The 16,673-nt window shown below is 60.9% G+C and carries 14 protein-coding genes and 1 pseudogene; 9 read left to right on the forward strand and 6 right to left on the reverse strand.

Annotation, left to right across the window (positions count from 1 at the left end):
- Window positions 1–28: 28 nt before the first annotated feature.
- On the reverse strand, window positions 29–2,167 hold the full coding sequence (locus BMX92_RS15165) for a TonB-dependent receptor (protein WP_093017985.1): 2,139 nt from the start codon (window positions 2,165–2,167) through the stop codon (window positions 29–31).
- A 324-nt stretch (window positions 2,168–2,491) separates the two neighbouring features.
- Here BMX92_RS15165 and BMX92_RS15170 point away from each other — a divergent pair, with 324 nt between their 5' ends.
- From BMX92_RS15170 to BMX92_RS15185, 4 genes and pseudogenes are all read left to right on the forward strand, one after another.
- Complete coding sequence (locus BMX92_RS15170; protein ID WP_093017987.1) at window positions 2,492–3,745, forward strand: MFS transporter; 1,254 nt, start codon at window positions 2,492–2,494, stop codon at window positions 3,743–3,745.
- Complete coding sequence (locus BMX92_RS15175; protein ID WP_093017989.1) at window positions 3,742–4,794, forward strand: sugar phosphate isomerase/epimerase family protein; 1,053 nt, start codon at window positions 3,742–3,744, stop codon at window positions 4,792–4,794. The genes BMX92_RS15170 and BMX92_RS15175 overlap by 4 nt, the downstream gene beginning before the upstream one ends.
- Window positions 4,795–4,816: 22 nt before the next feature.
- Entirely contained in the window at window positions 4,817–5,971 is a 1,155-nt protein-coding gene (locus BMX92_RS15180; protein ID WP_093017991.1) for a Gfo/Idh/MocA family protein, read from the forward strand.
- Window positions 5,972–6,288: 317 nt separating this feature from the next.
- Window positions 6,289–6,639 (forward strand): annotated as a pseudogene (locus BMX92_RS15185) (glycine zipper 2TM domain-containing protein).
- Window positions 6,640–6,809: 170 nt separating this feature from the next.
- On the opposite strand, the gene BMX92_RS15190 reads toward BMX92_RS15185, so the two are convergent.
- Both BMX92_RS15190 and BMX92_RS15195 read right to left on the reverse strand, forming a co-directional pair.
- Window positions 6,810–8,330 (reverse strand): Y-family DNA polymerase, encoded by a 1,521-nt coding sequence (locus tag BMX92_RS15190; protein ID WP_093017993.1) that lies wholly within the window; start codon window positions 8,328–8,330, stop codon window positions 6,810–6,812.
- Entirely contained in the window at window positions 8,245–9,006 is a 762-nt protein-coding gene (locus BMX92_RS15195; RefSeq protein ID WP_093017995.1) for an ImuA family protein, read from the reverse strand. Before BMX92_RS15195 ends, BMX92_RS15190 begins: the two co-directional genes overlap by 86 nt.
- Before the next feature lie 82 nt (window positions 9,007–9,088).
- On the opposite strand from BMX92_RS15195, the gene BMX92_RS15200 reads away from it, so the two are divergent.
- The 3 genes from BMX92_RS15200 (at window position 9,089) to BMX92_RS15210 (ending at window position 11,150) form a co-directional block, all read left to right on the forward strand.
- The gene (locus BMX92_RS15200) at window positions 9,089–9,976 is read left to right on the forward strand and encodes an SOS response-associated peptidase family protein (RefSeq protein ID WP_256213447.1); all 888 of its coding nucleotides are present in this window, start codon (window positions 9,089–9,091) and stop codon (window positions 9,974–9,976) included.
- Window positions 9,977–9,998: 22 nt separating this feature from the next.
- Window positions 9,999–10,556: an alpha-ketoglutarate-dependent dioxygenase AlkB gene (locus tag BMX92_RS15205; RefSeq protein ID WP_093018122.1), complete on the forward strand. Its 558-nt coding sequence runs from the start codon at window positions 9,999–10,001 to the stop codon at window positions 10,554–10,556.
- 63 nt (window positions 10,557–10,619) lie between these two features.
- On the forward strand, window positions 10,620–11,150 hold the full coding sequence (locus BMX92_RS15210) for an SOS response-associated peptidase family protein (protein ID WP_256213448.1): 531 nt from the start codon (window positions 10,620–10,622) through the stop codon (window positions 11,148–11,150).
- 452 nt (window positions 11,151–11,602) lie between these two features.
- On the opposite strand, the gene BMX92_RS28310 is transcribed toward BMX92_RS15210, so the two are convergent.
- Window positions 11,603–12,532: a MucR family transcriptional regulator gene (locus BMX92_RS28310; protein ID WP_305728187.1), complete on the reverse strand. Its 930-nt coding sequence runs from the start codon at window positions 12,530–12,532 to the stop codon at window positions 11,603–11,605.
- Window positions 12,533–12,743: 211 nt separating this feature from the next.
- On the opposite strand from BMX92_RS28310, the gene BMX92_RS15220 reads away from it, so the two are divergent.
- Both BMX92_RS15220 and ligD read left to right on the forward strand, forming a co-directional pair.
- Window positions 12,744–13,616 (forward strand): non-homologous end joining protein Ku, encoded by an 873-nt coding sequence (locus BMX92_RS15220; protein WP_093017999.1) that lies wholly within the window; start codon window positions 12,744–12,746, stop codon window positions 13,614–13,616.
- Window positions 13,613–16,120, forward strand: a complete 2,508-nt coding sequence (gene ligD, locus BMX92_RS15225; RefSeq protein ID WP_371262388.1) for a DNA ligase D — start codon at window positions 13,613–13,615, stop codon at window positions 16,118–16,120. Before BMX92_RS15220 ends, ligD begins: the two co-directional genes overlap by 4 nt.
- Window positions 16,121–16,241: 121 nt before the next feature.
- On the opposite strand, the gene BMX92_RS15230 is transcribed toward ligD, so the two are convergent.
- Entirely contained in the window at window positions 16,242–16,421 is a 180-nt protein-coding gene (locus BMX92_RS15230; RefSeq protein ID WP_177185070.1) for a hypothetical protein, read from the reverse strand.
- Window positions 16,422–16,426: 5 nt separating this feature from the next.
- Entirely contained in the window at window positions 16,427–16,657 is a 231-nt protein-coding gene (locus BMX92_RS28050) for a DUF5818 domain-containing protein (protein WP_093018003.1), read from the reverse strand.
- Window positions 16,658–16,673 lie beyond the last annotated feature (16 nt).

Below are 16,673 nucleotides of genomic sequence, written 5' to 3' on the forward strand. Positions count from 1 at the left end.
GTGACACCGCCACCGACCGGTTCGTTCGTCAGAACTTGTAGGTCAGGCGCGCGCCATAGGTGCGCGGTTCGGAGAACTGGAAGCGATAGACCGAGGTCGACGCATATTCGGTCACGTCCGTAATCACGCGCTTATTCTCGATGTTCCGCAGATAGACCAGCACCGACCAGCTTGCATCATTGGGCGCATAATTGAGCGTGAAGTCGGTCTTGGTGAAGGCCCCTTCGGATTCGCTCTTATAGTTGCGGTACGAGAAATAGGAGCGGGTCTGATAGTGGCTCTGAACCCGCGCAGTCAGCTCCGCATTGCCTAGATCGAAGACATGCTGATAACCGCCTGCCAGCGACCAGTCGGGCGACTGGATCATCTTGTTGCCCTGATAGGACACGTTGACCCCGCCGCTCGCCACCGCAAAGTCGGTATAGCGGGCATGCAGCCAGTTGGCGCTGAAATCGATGCGGTCGTTGCTGGTTGGCTCGAAGATGCTTTCCATTTCCAGACCATAGATTTCCGCCTTGCCGGCATTCAGGATGACCGTGCGGGCATCTTCCCGATACTGGCTAACCTGCAAATCCTTATAGTCATAATAGAAACCGGTCAGGTTGAACTGCAACTGATTGTTGAGGAAGCGGTTCTTCGACCCGATTTCATAGGCGGTCACGCTTTCCGGCCCATATTCGTTCAGGTCGGTGAAGCCGCCCGACTTATAACCGGTGTCGATCTTTGCGTAGAGAAGGTTGCGCGGGGTGATCTGCGCATTGACGCCGACATGCCACGTCACCTTGTCGATCTTGGTCTGGCTGTCCTGATTGGTGCGAACACCGTTCACGATGTTATAGCCGACACGATATTTGGTATCGTCGCTGTACCGGATGCCGCCTTCGAACTGCAACTGGTCGGTCAGCTTGTAGCCGACCTGAGCGAAGGCCGCCTTCGATTCCGCGCCGACGTCATAGGAGAAGGTCCGCGAATAGGTGGCGGGCACCGTGTTGGACGATCCGAAGAAGGACAGAAGGTCGTTCTGTTCCTTGAAATAATAGAAGCCGCCCTGCCAGGTGAAAGCACCGTCATCGCTCGACGTGATGCGCAGCTCGTGGTTCTGCGTATCTTCATTCTCATTCTGCGGGAAGGTCAGATAACCGGCATTGCTGTTGATCGCCGTCCCATCTGTGTCGTTGACGCGGTGGAAGATGAATTTGCGATAGCCGCCGAAATAGCTGATCGTCGCGAAATCGAGATCATAGCTGATCTGGCCACGAATGGATTTGGCCTCGATGTCCACACTGCCCGGCGTATTGAGCGCCCAGTTGCGGCGAGTATTCAGATCGACTTCACCATGGTTGACGGTGCCGGCGCTGGTATAGCTGTAGGGCTGGCCATAGGCGACCGGACCAACGCCGCCGACCTTGGTATATTCACCGGTCAGCAGGATGCTCAGGCGGTCGACAGGCTTGTACAGCACATGCAGACGCGCGGCCTGCGTATCGTCATCATCGCCATCGCGCGGGACGCCGCTGTTGTTGGAATAGCCATCATGGCTGGAGCTGAGGAAAGACGCACGCACCGCGATCTTGTCACCGATGGGCAGGTTGATCGCCCCTTCGGCGCGCAGCGTGTTGTAATTGCCATATTCCAGCGACCCGAAACCCGAAACCTTGCCCAGTTCCGGCTTCACCGAATTGATGTTGATCGCACCGGCAGTGGCGTTGCGGCCATAAAGCGTGCCCTGCGGCCCGCGCAGCACTTCAACACGCTCGACGTCGAACACGCTGGCGTTCAGAGCCGCGGCGCGCTGGATGTAGAAATTGTCGACGCTGACGGCGACGGCCGGATCGCCGATTTCGGTGAAGTCTCGGCTGGAAATGCCGCGAATGGTCAGCAGCGTATTGGTACCCGACATGCCGATCTGAAGCGTCGGGGCGACATTCTGGAGCGAACGCAAGTCGGTGGCACCATTTGCAGCCAGCGTCGCCTGGTCGAAGGCGCTCAGGGCGATGGGGGTAGACTGCGCGGACGTTTCGCGCTTGCTGGCGGTGACGACGATATCGCCCAGACCGCCACTATTATTTTCTTGGGCGCTTTCCTGCGCATAGGCTGCGGTCGAGCCGACAACCATCGCAAAAGCCAGAGACAGGCGCGGCAGCCGCGCAAACGAACCCTTTTTCATATGCTCCCCAATTCCCTTTACGCGCCACATTTTAGTGACGGTCCGGCAAGGCGCATTGCCGTCCTGTCCACGCCCTTGAAAGGACGCTGTTGTCGCCATTCATCGTATAGGGGAGCGGGAACCAGTCAAGGCTTTTTTGTCATAGATATATAACATTTAAAAATTGCGACAAATGTCTGTTTTGTATAACAAATTAATCCGATAGACTCAGAATTAATGAGAAATATCGGGCATTTGCCGATACATAGCAAATCTATCCTATCGTCGAATCAGGATGGCGATGCTAAGCGACAAGCGGATGAACCGTCGCGACAGAGGATAGCCATGGCCCATTTTGACCCCAGTTCACATGCCGGTGCTACAGCACCGCAGGGGGCGGTTCTGACGCCCCGATTGAGCGCGATGATGTTCATGCAATTCTTCATCTGGGGGGCATGGAATGTGACGCTGGGTCTGGTCATGCAGACGGTCGGCATGGGCAACATGATCGGCAATGCCTTTTCCGTCGGCCCGATCGCCTCAATCGTGGGCTCCTTCCTGATCGGCATGGCGGCAACCCGTTATCTGTCCCCCCGCACGCTGATGGCCGTGCTGCATCTGGCCGGCGGCCTGCTGCTGTTCCTGCTGCCCGCACTGCTGACGCCGCAGACGGGCGACCGCTTCGTCTGGCTGCTGCTGGCCTATATGATCATCTACATGCCCTCGGTCGGGCTGGCGAACACGATCGCACTCAAGAGCTTCGGCGACCGCGGCGATCGCTTTCCCTTCGTGCGCGCCTTTGGCACGCTCGGCTGGATCGTCGCCGGACTGATCATCGGATGGGCGGGCCTGTCCGCCAGCCCGCACATCTTCCAGGTCGCGGCGGTCGTGTCGCTGGCGCTGGGCATCTACAGTCTGACATTGCCCGCCGTCGCGGCCGATGCGCCACGCGACGAAAGCCTGATCCGCCAGATATTGTGCGTCGAGGCTTTCAGCTTGCTCAAACAGCGCTCGTTCCAGCTGTTCATCCTGTGCGCGACGCTGATCTCGATACCGCTCGCCATGTATTATGCCTATGCCTCACCCTATCTGGGCGCGGTCGGCGTCAGCAATGTCAGCGGCACGCTCGCCATCGGGCAGATGTCCGAACTGGTCTTCATGTTCTCCATGCCCTGGCTCTATCGCCGGTTCGGCGTGAAGCCATTGTTGCTGACCGGGATGATCGCCTGGGCGCTGCGCTATGCGCTGTTCGCCATTGCCGATGGTCAGGGGTCGGCATGGGCGATCTATCTGGGCGTCGCCCTGCACGGCGTCTGTTATGATTTCTTCTTCGTCGCCGGCGCCATCTATACCGGCAAGATCGCGACGCCCAGGGGCGTGAATGCGCAGGCGCAGGGCATGCTGACCCTCTTCACCTATGGCCTTGGGATGCTGCTCGGTTCGCAGATCGGCGCATGGCTCTATGCGCAGATGCCTACCACGCCCGACATCGCCGATTGGCATCATATGTGGTGGTATCCCGCCATTGCGGCGGCAGTCATAGCCCTCCTTTTCCAGATCGCGTTTCGCGACGACAGCCAGACAGAGACAAAGCCATGAAAACGATCAAGGGACCAGCCATTTTCCTGGCCCAGTTTCTGGGTGACGAGGCGCCTTTCGACACGCTGGAAAATCTGGCTCGCTGGGCGGCCGGACTTGGCTATAAGGGCATCCAGATTCCCTGCGATCCCCGCCTGATCGATCTGGCCACCGCCGCTGACAGTCAGGCCTATTGCGACGACCTGCGCGCCATGCTGGCCGGTTTCGGTATCGAGCCGACCGAATTGTCGACTCATTTGCAAGGGCAACTTGTCGCCGTCCACCCGGCATACGACACGTTGTTCGACGGCTTTGCCCCGCCCGCCCTGCGCGGCAATCCGCAGGCGCGTCAGGCCTGGGCCGTCGATCAGGTGAAACTGGCGGCAAAGGCCAGCGCCAATCTGGGCCTGTCGGCCCATGCCACATTCTCCGGCGCGCTGGCATGGCCCTATGTCTATCCCTGGCCGCAACGGCCGGCAGGTCTGATCGAGGAAGCCTTTGCCGAACTGGCCCGGCGCTGGCGCCCGATCCTCGATGCCTTCGATGAGGCCGGGGTCGATTGCGCCTATGAAATCCATCCGGGCGAGGACATTCATGATGGCGCGACATGGGAACGTTTCCTGACTGCCGTCGACCATCATCCGCGCGCGAAAATCCTGTTCGATCCGTCGCATTATGTGCTGCAACAGCTCGACTATCTCGACTTTATCGACCGCTATCATGACCGGATCGCCTGCTTCCACGTCAAGGATGCCGAATTCAACCCGACCGGGCGCAGCGGTGTCTATGGCGGCTATGAAGGCTGGGCCGATCGCGCCGGACGCTTCCGCTCGCTGGGCGACGGACAGGTCGATTTCAGCGCCATCTTCTCGAAAATGGCGCAATATGATTTCCCCGGCTGGGCCGTGCTCGAATGGGAATGCGCGATCAAACATGCCGAGGATGGCGCGCGCGAAGGCGCCCTCTTCATCCGCGATCATATCATCCGCGTGACCGAACGCGCCTTCGACGATTTCGCCGCGAGCGCGATGGATCAGGGCGCCAATCGCCGCCTGCTCGGCCTCGACTGATCGAACCAGAGGAACAGGAACTATGACTGCAAGACGATTGCGCTACGCCATGATCGGCGGCGGACCCGGTGCCATGATCGGGCCGATCCACCGCATCGCCGCCCGGCTGGACGATCGATGGGAACTGGTGGCCGGCGCGCTGTCCTCTGATCCTCAACGGGCCGCGCAGGGGGCGGCGGACTGTCGCATCGCCCCGGACCGCAGCTATGCCGACTGGCAAAGCCTGATCGCGGCGGAAGCGGCCCGCGATCAGGACCGGATCGACGCGATCGTCATCGTCACGCCCAACCATCTGCATGCAGCGCCCGCCATCGCCGCGCTGGAGGCCGGCTTCCACGTCATCTGCGACAAGCCCATGGCGTCCAGCCTGGACGAAGCACAGGCGATGGCACGCGCGGCGCAGGCGTCCGGCCGCGCCTTCATCCTGACCCATACCTATGCGGGCTACCCGATGGTGCGTCAGATGCGGGCGATGGTGCAGTCCGGCCTGCTGGGCAAGCTGCGGATCATTCAGGCACACTATGCGCAGGACTGGCTCGCCACCCCTCTGGAGCAGCAGGATAACAAGCAGGCCGCATGGCGGACCGATCCGGCCCGCTCAGGCGGCGGAGGCGCGCTGGGCGACATCGGCACCCATGCCTATCATCTCGCCAGCTTCGTTACCGGCTTGCAGGTCGAAGCACTATGTGCCGACCTCTCCGCCTTCGGAGAAGGACGCCGGCTGGATGACAATATCCATATGCTGCTGCGCTATCCCGACGGCGTCAGGGGCATGCTCTGGGCCACGCAGGTCGCCCCCGGCAAGGGCAACCAACTCCGCCTCAGCCTGTTCGGCAGCGCGGGCGGCGTGGAATGGGATCAGGAATTCCCCAATCAGTTGCGCTACACCCCCATCGGCGAACCGAGCCGCATGCTGGAGCGCGGCAATGATCTGATGGGGATTGGCGGCTACACCACGCGCCTCCCCGGCCATCATCCAGAAGGCTATCTTGAAGCCTTCGCCCAACTTTACAGCGATGCCGCAGAACAAATTCTGGCGTTGGATGCGGCAGCCCCCTCTTCCACGCCTGCATTGCCGGGAATCGAGGATGGCGTTGAGGGAATGCGCTTCATCACCGCCGCCCTTGTTTCAAATCGGCGTAGAGCGTGGCTTCCTCGATCATTGTGGCCAAACTGATCACAAGATACACCTCTTCCCGTATGATCGCTATATCCCGATCGCGGACGCAAAGTCGACTTTCTTCAAAGCCCAGATCCAGTTGAAATCTGGATGTCCGGTTCTAGATTCGACAGTATCGCCATTAAACGGATTGGATGGGTGCGTAGCACGCCAAGCCGCCCCTGCATCAATGAAAAACCCACCCCATCGAGAGTCGAAGGGACAGCGGTTGGCGAGCTCGATCGGCTTAACCGCTAATAACACAGAGGTTCAGGATCACGCCACTTCTTCCCGGGTATAAGGTCATCCAACGACACGCTGTGAGGAGACAAGATATGTCCATTCGCAAATCCGTTCTTGCCATGACCATGGCAGCCGCGACCCTTTCGGCGGGGATGCCTGCAACCTCTTTTGCCCGCGATGGCGGCTGGAACCGGTATGACCGCTACTAGCGGGTCCGCTATTCGGATCGCCGCGACTATCGCGACGACCGTGGCTATCGCAATGATCGCGGCTATAGCTGCCGCAAGTCTGGCGGCACCACCGGTCTCCTTCTGGGTGGTGTTGCGGGGGCCCTTCTTGGCCGCGCGATCGACACACGCGGTGACCGTGCGCCCGGCACAATTATCGGCGCAGGCACCGGCGCTCTTGCCGGCCGGGCGATCGATCGCAATTCGAACTGCTAATTTACAAAATGCCCGGCCGTCCTTCAGGATAGCCGGGCCAGGTAGAAGCCTCTCTGGCTCAAAGCCAAGAGCCTTCGGGTCGCATGGAAAACTTACCACGTCTGCGATGCGGATATTGTACAGGTTGGCCATTCTGAACCGAACTACGTAACTATTTCGCTTCAAAAAATTCAGCCAAAGAGGCCATGCAGGAACCAGCCCTGTCCACCGGTCGCGCTGTCCATGCCGTCGCCCTGCCGAAAAACCCAGTAGCGCGCTCCGGTCTCGTCTTCGACGAGGAAATAGTCCCTGACGCTGAGCCATTCCGCGTCGCTCACATGCCACTCGCCATAGATGCGTTCCGGCCCGTCAGCACGCTTCACGCGGCGCCGCGAACCACGCCAGATGAAATGGACAGGCGGATGATCGGGAAGCAGGGCCATCGTATCAATCGGCTCTGGGCGTGCAAACAAGCGCGAGGGTCTGGGCCATCGCTTGGGCCAGCGCAGAAGCGTCCGGTCCGCCATAGGCGCAATACGGGTGACCGACCGTTCGGGAATATCGCTCTCGCGAGCCGCGAGGCGAAACAGGCGGTCCTCCCCTACCCTGTTGCCCAATATGTCTACCAGCGCGGCGACGTCCGGCAAAGGCACCTCGCCAAGATTGGAGATGGTGCGATAGCCAAGTGGCTCAACCGAAGGCGCAGCCAGCAAAATTCGCTCAACCCCAAAGCCCGGATCGATAGTTTCCAGCCGATCGCAAAGGAGACGCCCCATCTGTTTCCTATCGCGGCTAGGCTTTGCAAGGCCCGCACGAATGGCTTCGATCCGATTGTCGACTCGGTGGAAGCGCAGATCGAGCCGCCTCGCGCCCACGCCAGCTTCCTCCAGTTGCTGGCATAGCTGCGCCACCAGCTTATGCGTGTAGCGAGCCAAGGTTTCGGGCGCGCCGATCGGCTCGGCAAAACAGCGCTCGATTTCGATGCGGTCTGGCGCTGCGACCGGTTCGAAGGGCTCAGCAACCCGGCCATATGCCTGGTCAAGCCGCAGGCCTGGCATCGAGCCGAAACGAAGGGCAAGGGAAGCGCGCGGCATCGCTTCAAGGTCTGCGATCGTCTCCATGCCCAGCTTGCCCAGAGCCGAAACGATGCCGACATCGAGCCGCAGGGCTGCGATAGGCAGGCCGCCAATGGCTACGTTCAGGTCAAGCGGATCGACAACGCGCACCGGATCGGCGCCATAACGTGCCAAAGCATGCGCTGCGCCGAAGGTAGGCGCACAGACCGCGCGGCCAGCCGTCTCCACCTGCCCCAAGCGCGTCAGCATGTCCTTGAGCAACCCATCGGCGCCGCCGTGCCTGTGGGTGGCGCCGGTGATGTCCAGCATCAGCCCGTCGGGTAGATCAACCGCGATGATCGGCGCGTATCGCCGGAGCGACCAGACCGCCAGCCGCTCAAGCCCTTCAAGATCAGCCTCGGGCTCGGCATCCATGATCTGAAGATCGGGCACCAGCGCTTGCGCCTTGGTGATGGCCATTCCTGCATGCAGGCCGATCAAGCGAGCAGCGGCATTCGCCGCGGTCACGACGCGGCGTTGCCCATCCATCCCAGCCAGGATCAGTGGCGCGTCAGGAGGCGGCGCGCTCTGCCCAAGCCTGCGACGCAGCCGATCGGTCGGCCAGGTCGGCAGGAAGAGCGAGACAACCAGTCGCATCGCAGGCTTCCACAAGAAAATCGGCGCTCTCGCCTGCCCGGCACCGGATGAGCTCAACGAACCAGCGGTGTCGGCCAACCCCCGGCACCGGAAGCGGATCGGATGGAACAGCCGTCACTCGCCACCGCGTCGAGGACGCGGTCGGCTGACCGAAATCAGCGGCTTCAGCCAGGCGCCGCCACCGCCGGATCGCGAACCCGATCGTGCCGCTGTCCTCAGCGGCCAGTTGAAGGCGTCGCGAGGCGGTCATCGATAATCGCGCGACCTCAGCGACGACACCACCAAGGCCACCATGACGCAGCCCCTCTTCGAAACAGCTCAAAATGGCGGTTTCATCGCGCGCTTCGACATAGATGATCCGGTCAGGATCAAGCCCAGCCTGGGCAATCGCAGGCGCGAACAGATCCGCCTGCGTCATGCACCAGAGGATCGAGCCGCTTACCCGTGCCAGGATGCCGGCGGCAAACAGCGCGGGTGCAGCGCCATCGGTCACGCCTTGCGCGCCGCCGGCAATCTCATGCAATGCTCCAAGTGTGAGGCCGCCGCCTGGCAGCTTCGAGTCGATGGCGTCGATCCCAAATGGCAACACTTGCCTGGCTTTGCGCTCAGCGCCTTCGATCTCGGCAATCCGGGCGCGCAAAGCAGCAACATGGGGGCGCGCCCCTCTGTCCGTCATCGAAGGGCCTCCTTGGATCGGCGGTTGGATTCGTTCTTATTTTGTTCTATTGGAAGAAAGAGTCAACGGGCGGAGTCGGCGCATGGCGGTCGACACTCCCGACGGCTGCGAAACAAGTGAGGAATATCATGGCGAATGCGCCACGAAAGAAATTGAGCCTACGCCACGAAGGCAAGCAGGAACAGGCGCTCGAAACGCCGTCGGCTCCACCAAGCCCCCCCTCCGACTCGGCCGGCCCCCATTATCATCCGAGCCACGATCCGGCACTCGTCAACGACGACGAGATCCCCTGGTAAGCAGCGAGCAGCCCATGTCCCGGCTTCATTGCATGGCCGCAGGCCTTTCCCAGGTCGCCGATCATTTCAAAGCGGAGATGCCCGCACCGATCGAGTTGCCTTCTGAAACTACGGAGGGCGCGCTTGGCCTCGTTATCTTCGAGAACCACGGCAGGCGGCTGATGCGGGCGGTCACCTGGGGCTTTCAGAGGCTGACCCGTGATATGCGCGAACGCGGTGAGGAGCCTGGCCGGATCGGGCTCGTAGCCGATCTCACCAATCCGAAGTGGGACCAGATGGCTGCCGATCCGCGCTATCGGTGCCTGATTGTCATGACCCATTTCGCGAACCCTGACGGCGTGCCTGGCGAGCGTGTCCGAACCTGGTTCTCCCTGAAGCGCGAACCGATCATGGTCTGGGCCGGCTTCTGCCGAAACATACCCGATCAGGGGCCGCTCTATGCCGGCATGACCATGGATGCGAATGAGGCGATCCAGCCGACCAACGACCGGATGCCGGTGCTGCTCGACCCTCACGAATATGAGCCATGGCTGCATGGGTCGATCCGGGATGTGATTGGTTTCCAGTTTCGACCGCCCTTTGCGGCCGAGCGCTTCAGGGTCGAGCAGACCGAGGATCTCTGGCGCAGCGGCAAGGGGCCGCCATCGGCCAGCTCCCAGCTGGCGCTCATCTGATATGGGCAGCGCTGCATTTCAGATGGACATGTTTGCTGAGCCGCTGCTTCCGGGGCTCGACTATGCCCGAGATTTCCTCACGCAAGCGGAAGAGGCCGCGCTGATCGCCCGGATCGACACTGAGCCTCTGGCCCCTTTCCGTTATCAGCAGTGGACCGGCAAGCGGCTCACGCATAGCTTTGGCTGGAGCTATGATTTCGAGACGGGGCATTTCGGACCGACCGATCCCCTGCCCGATTGGCTGCTCCCGACCCGAGACCGCGCTGCAGGCTTCGCCGGCCTTGAACCAGACGCTCTCGTTCAGGCGCTGCTGATCCGTTACGACGCGGGCGCCGGGATCGGCTGGCACAAGGATCGACCGGTTTTCGAGGACGTCATCGGTGTTTCGCTCGGGTCATCCGCGCCCATGCGGTTTCGCAGGCGCCAGGCGACCGGCTTCGAACGGCGAACGGCGCCGCTCGAACCACGGTCGATCTATAAAATGGCTGGCGAGGCCCGAAATGATTGGGAGCATAGTATTGCCGAGATGGAAGCACCGCGCTGGTCGATCACCTTCAGGACCATGCGGCCCGCTCGATAGCCCCACTCAAATGCCAAGCCCCCTTCCCATTGCGCCGGCGCCGTTTGATGCTAGCCTCGCGGCATGTGCAATCTGTACACGGTCCGCAAGTCGGCAGCAGAAGTGGCCGCGCACTTTGGTGTGTCGGCCCCCGTCACGCAGTTCAATGTCCCCGAGGATGTCTATCCGGGCTACCCCGGCATGGTGGTCCGCGAACAGGACGGCGAACGGCAGCTTCAATCCATGGTCTGGGGCTGGCCCCTGCGCCTGAAGGGCATGAAACCTGAATCCAAGCCCAAGCCGGTCAACAATATCGCAGACCTCAAAAAGTCCATGTGGGTGGGCTTTGCGCGAAAGCCGCAGTGGCGCTGCATCATTCCGCTGACAGGGTTCGCCGAAGCCGAAGGCGCGAAGGGAAGCAAGACCCGGACCTGGTTCTCGCTCAATGATCGACCAATCTTTGGATGGGCAGCGCTCTGGCGCGACAGCGCCGAATGGGGACCGGCCTATTCAGGGGTGATGACCGACTGCAATGAGGCCATGACCGAATGCCGGTGCTGCTTCTCGCCGACGAATATGATCGCTGGCTCCATGGCGATTTCGACGAGATCATAGGCTTTCAGGAGCGCTCCTTCCCTGACGCGATGATCGCCATCGATCGAACGACGGATCCGTGGGTAAAAGCGCGCTCGCCCCAACCTGAAAATCCGATGTTGCTCTAGAAGCTCGGACTCAGCGCCGCCAACGCAGGTCGATCAAGTACATATCTATGGCTGCAGCGCGCGGTTGAGCAAAGTTGACATGCAACTGCGTGGACATACCCATTCTGATTTTGTGCAGGTTTAGCGATCATAAGACAGAAAGCGTCATCTCCTCAGGCTCGAAACCCTTCTGGATCGCGAACCGCAAGGGCCTTGTTCTTGCATGAGCGACACTGCACGCCATTGTATCGGCGAAATCAGTGTCGCTCATCGGCATTGCACAATTTGAGCGAGCCGAGTTCCTAAAAGCGATGCCATCGCAAAAGTCGGCCAATGCTGATTGGGACTACGCCCGCCTGACCAATGTCAGCCTGCAGCTGCCGGTTCGGTTTCAACCTTCTTCTCAACCGGCTTGATGTCTTTTACAGGACGTCCGCCCTTTCCGCTTCTGGCTGTTTTCGCCTTTGTTGCGGGCTCAGCTTTGATGGCAGTCTTACGCGCGGCCTTCGGCTTTTGCGGAGCGGGAGCATCGGCCGGAACAGAAGGTGTCGCGGCTTCGACCACCTGCTTGGCGGCGGCGGCTGCTGCGGGTTTGCGCGCCGGCTTTGCAGCCTTCACTTTCGCAGTCGCAGGCACTTTTGCTGCGGATCGGGTCGGCTTGATCGCAGGTTCATCCTCGACGGCCGTGGGTGCGGCGGCTGGAGCTTCCACACTCTTGCCTGGTTCAGGCACGGCCTTGGCAGGCTTTGCCCGATCGACCTTGGCCTTCGTGGCAACCGACTTCTTCTGGGTGGCGACCTTTTTGGCAGGAGGCGTTGTGACCAGGAGTTCGGATTCAGATGCTGCCAGCGGCTGAACAGCTTGCCGACGGCCAAGCCCGATCTTCGCCGCGATAGCACGTCGCTGTTCAGTAAAGGCCGGCGCCACCATCGGATAATCGATCGGGAGCTTGTAGCGTTCACGATACTGTGCCGGCGTCAAACCGTGGGTCGAGAGATGACGCTTGAGCGTCTTGTATGGCTTGCCGTCAATCAGGCTTAGGATGTGTTCAGAGGACGCAAGACTTTTACGGACCGATACAGCAGGCGTTAACTCAGGTTCGGCCGTAATTTCAGGAACCGTATCCCCTTGCAACGCAGTACGCGTCGCGATGATCAATGCGGCCAGATCTTCACTCGCAACGCTATTGTTGGATACATAAGCGCTGAGCAACTGAACGGTGAGTGTCGTGAGATCTGCTTCGTTGGCTTGCGACATGGTCTTTTCCTTCTTCGGGCCTGGTTCGCTCACAGTCATGTTTCATCCGCGTTAAATCAACATGAATCAAGCGGACTCTCCACTCTGCCGGATTACAGGATGACTTTTCCTCCAAGCACTTCTCGCGCTCTATCGGCCCAAATCGGCCGCTCTGCTGTAATCCACGTCAATTCAATAGCGGATAGTCTTCTATTCGAACTTTTGGAACCAAGCCTGCATCCGCTCGCTCTTGTCGAGGAGGTTCCTCGCTATGGCAACGCGTGCATATTGGCAGGGTCAGATCAAGCTTGCGCTGGTGTCGATCCCGGTCGAAATCCATCCCGCAACCAAGTCCGGTGCGGCCGTGTCTTTCCGTCAGATCCACGAACCGACCGGCAAGCCCATCCAGTATGAGAAGGTGGTGAGCGGGGTCGGCCCAGTCGATCGCGACGAGATTCTCAAAGGCTTCGAGCTGTCCAAGGGCAATTATGTCCTGCTGGAGCAGGAGGAGATCGAGGCGGTCAAGATCGAGAGCCGCAAGACGCTCGATCTTGTCCAGTTCGTGGAGGCTGACGCTATCGACGTACTCTATTATGAGAAACCCTATTTCGTGGTGCCCGCCGACGACCTGGCCGAGGAAGCCTATGGCGTGCTGCGCGACGCGCTGCGCCAGACGAAGAAGGTGGGGCTTGGCCAGCTCTCGGTTCGCGGCCGCGAACAGCTTGTGTCCTTGAAGCCCTGCGGAAGAGGTCTGGTGCTCGAAGTGCTGCGCTATGCCGATGAGGTGAACAAGGCGCAGAGCTATTTCAAGGGACTGCCGGCCGATACGGCGGATGAAGATATGCTCGATCTCGCCGTGAGCATCATCGACAAGAAGACCGCGCCATTCAAGCCAGACGAGTTTCACGATCGCTATGTCGATGCGCTCCACCGTTTGATCGAGAAAAAGAAAAAGGCGAAAGGCAAGCGGATCATCGAGGATGTCGATGACGAACCGACAGGACGCAAGGGTGGCAATGTCATCGACCTGATGGCAGCGCTCAAAAAGTCCGCCGGCGGGGCAAAGAGCGCGCCAGCGAAGAAAACGCCGGCCAAATCAAAAGCCACGGCAAAGAAGGCCGCGCCCAAGCGCAAGAGCGCATGATGGCAACAAAGGACGCCCTCTCCACCTATAACGCCAGGCGCGACTTCGCCCGGACCCGGGAGCCGAAGGGCAAAGTCGCCAAGACCGGCGGCAACAGCTTCGTCGTACAGAAACATGCCGCGACCCGGCTGCACTGGGACTTCCGACTGGAGATGGACGGGGTGCTCAAAAGCTGGGCCGTGACCAGGGGCCCCAGCATCGACCCCGCCGACAAGCGGCTGGCGGTGCGGACCGAAGATCATCCGCTCGACTATGGGACATTCGAAGGCTCCATCCCCAAGGGCGAATATGGCGGCGGCACCGTGATGCTGTGGGATCACGGGACCTGGGAGCCAATCCTGGGCAAGAGCGCCGACGACATCAAAGACGGCCATCTGCATTTCATTCTCCACGGGCGACGAATGAAGGGCGAGTGGCTGCTGGTGCGGATGAAGGGACGCCCCAAGGAGAAGCGCGAAAACTGGCTGCTGCGCAAGATCGACGATCAGGAGGCGGGATCAGGCGATGCACTGGTAGAGCGCGAGCTGACGAGCGTGCTGACCGAGCGCTCCATGGCACAGATCGAAGCAGACAGGGGCGGCGAGCAATCGCTTGCGGGTGCTAAGGGCAAAGCCTTCGCCGCGAAGATGCAGGCGGCGCAGAAGCATAACGCAAAGGTTGCGCCAAAGCGAAAGACGCGCACCGCCGCCCTGCCCAGCTTCGTGAAGCCGCAGCTTGCGACGCTGGTCGATGCCGTGCCGACCGGCAACGACTGGCTGCACGAGATCAAATATGACGGCTATCGCGCGCTGATCGCGGTGAGTGGGGAGAAGGTGCGGCTCTACACCCGAAACGGCCTAGACTGGACCGGTAAGTTCGCGTCGCTGGTTGCATCCATCTCCGCACTCGACTTGCCATCTTGCCTGATCGACGGCGAAGTGGTCGCACTGGACGGCAACGGCAATCCGGATTTCTCGACGCTACAGAATGCACTGAAGCGTGGGCATGGCCAGGAGGATGCCGATCATCCACTACATCTGTTCGCCTTCGACCTCCTGTCGCTCGACGGCCAGGATCTGAAGAACCTGACGACGATCGAGCGCAAGGAGCGGCTGGAAGCGCTATTGGCTGACGCCGAATCCCCCATCCATGTCTCCGATCATGTTCTGGGCCTGGGGGAGAGGCTGCACCGGTCGCTATGCGATGCGGGGCAGGAAGGCATCATCTCCAAACGGGCCGAAGCCCCCTATCGCAGTGCGCGAACCAGCAATTGGGTGAAGGTCAAATGCACACGGCGACAGGAGTTCGTGATCATCGGCTGGTCGAAGAGCAAGGCGAAGGGGCGACCATTCGCGTCCCTTCTGCTCGCCCAGCATGAAGGCAAGACACTGGTGTACAAGGGAAAGGTCGGTACCGGCTTCGACAGCGCGACGATGGACGACCTCGTCAGGGCGATGGATCCGCTCACCACCGACGAGACGGCAGTCGAGGTGCCCCGCGTCGAAGCGCGCGGCGCGAGCTGGATCAAGCCGAAGCTTGTCGCGGAAGTCGCCTTTGCGGAATTCACTGGCGACGGGCGCGTTCGCCATGGCAGTTTTCTGGGTTTGCGCGCCGATAAGCCCGCCAAGGCGGTGAGACCTGAGAATCCGACGCCCGCTCCTCTCGCGAAGAGCAACGTCAAGATCAGCAGCCGCGAGCGGGTCATCTTTCCCGACAGCGGACAGACCAAGGGCGCACTGGCAGACTATTATGCCCGCATCGCGCCACTGATGTTGCCCTTCGCGGCAAATAGGCCGATCAGTCTGGTGCGCTGCCCGCAAGGGCGCGCCAAGAAATGCTTCTTCCAGAAGCATGACAGCGGCGCCCTGGGCGATGCCGTGCGGCAGGTGCCGATCCGCGAGAAGGATGGCGGGTCGGAGGATTATATCTATGTCGGGGATGCCGACGGCCTTCTCGCTTGCGTCCAGATGGGGACGATCGAGTTTCATGGCTGGGCAAGCCGGGCGGACGGCGTCGAGAAACCCGACCGGATGATCTTCGATCTCGATCCCGATGAAGGGCTCGATTTCGACATCGTGAAGCAGGCGGCTGCTGACATACGCAATCATCTGACCGATATAGGCCTCGTCTCCTTCGCCATGCTTTCGGGCGGCAAGGGGGTGCATGTCGTCGCCCCGCTGACGCCAGGCCATGACTGGGACACGCATAAGGATTTCGCCTCCCGCTTCGCCCAGGCGCTGAGCGCAGCGGAGCCAGATCGTTTCACCGCCACGATGAGCAAGGCCAAGCGTAAAGACCGCATCTTCATCGACTGGCTGCGCAACCAGCGCGGCAGCACGGCAATCCTGCCCTACTCCGCCCGCGCACGCCCCGGTGCCCCGGTTGCCGTGCCAATCGACTGGAGCGAACTTGAGGGCTTGAAGGATGCCCATCCCTTTTCGATCGATGATGGTGATGCGCTGCTGAAGCGGGCCGCACAGCTCAAGGGCTGGGGCTTCGCGGCTCAAAGTCTGCCGGAAATTTGATTAGATCGCCCCTGATGCGGCGGCCAGATCTTGGCGTCCGATCCCAACCCTGGTCCGTAAGCTTCGCGCGAACTTGATACGCGGCACTGTGGCACCGCACATCGATGATAACTGGTGCCAATCAAGCAGACTTCGCGCCGGGCGATCCGCATTTGGCGAACTTGCCCTTGGCATCCTTGCAGCGCTTGGGAGCGGCTTTCTTCTCCGGGCATTTGGTAAACTTGCCCTTGGCGTCCTTGCAGGGGGCGGCGCTGGCGACAACGGGTAAGGCGGCGGCCAGAAACGACAACAGGATTTTCATCGGCCTCATGCCTTGAGACGGCTCTGAAATGAGTCGCCGGCACAGGATAGCCGCCTGTCCCAGGCAGGCTCAATGCATTTGACGTCCAGCATGTCGAATTCCGACCTCGTGCCAGAAACGCGGACCCGGCGCCCCAGCAGATGATGATGGCGGCCGCTGATGTCGAGACGCCATTCCCCACCATCATCCACGCGCAGGACGGGATAAGGTCCGTCCCCGAGCAGGATGCCGGTCAGCTCATGCCGGGAGCTC

It is taken from the genome of Sphingobium sp. YR768 (assembly GCF_900111125.1).
In the GTDB taxonomy this organism is placed as follows: domain Bacteria; phylum Pseudomonadota; class Alphaproteobacteria; order Sphingomonadales; family Sphingomonadaceae; genus Sphingobium.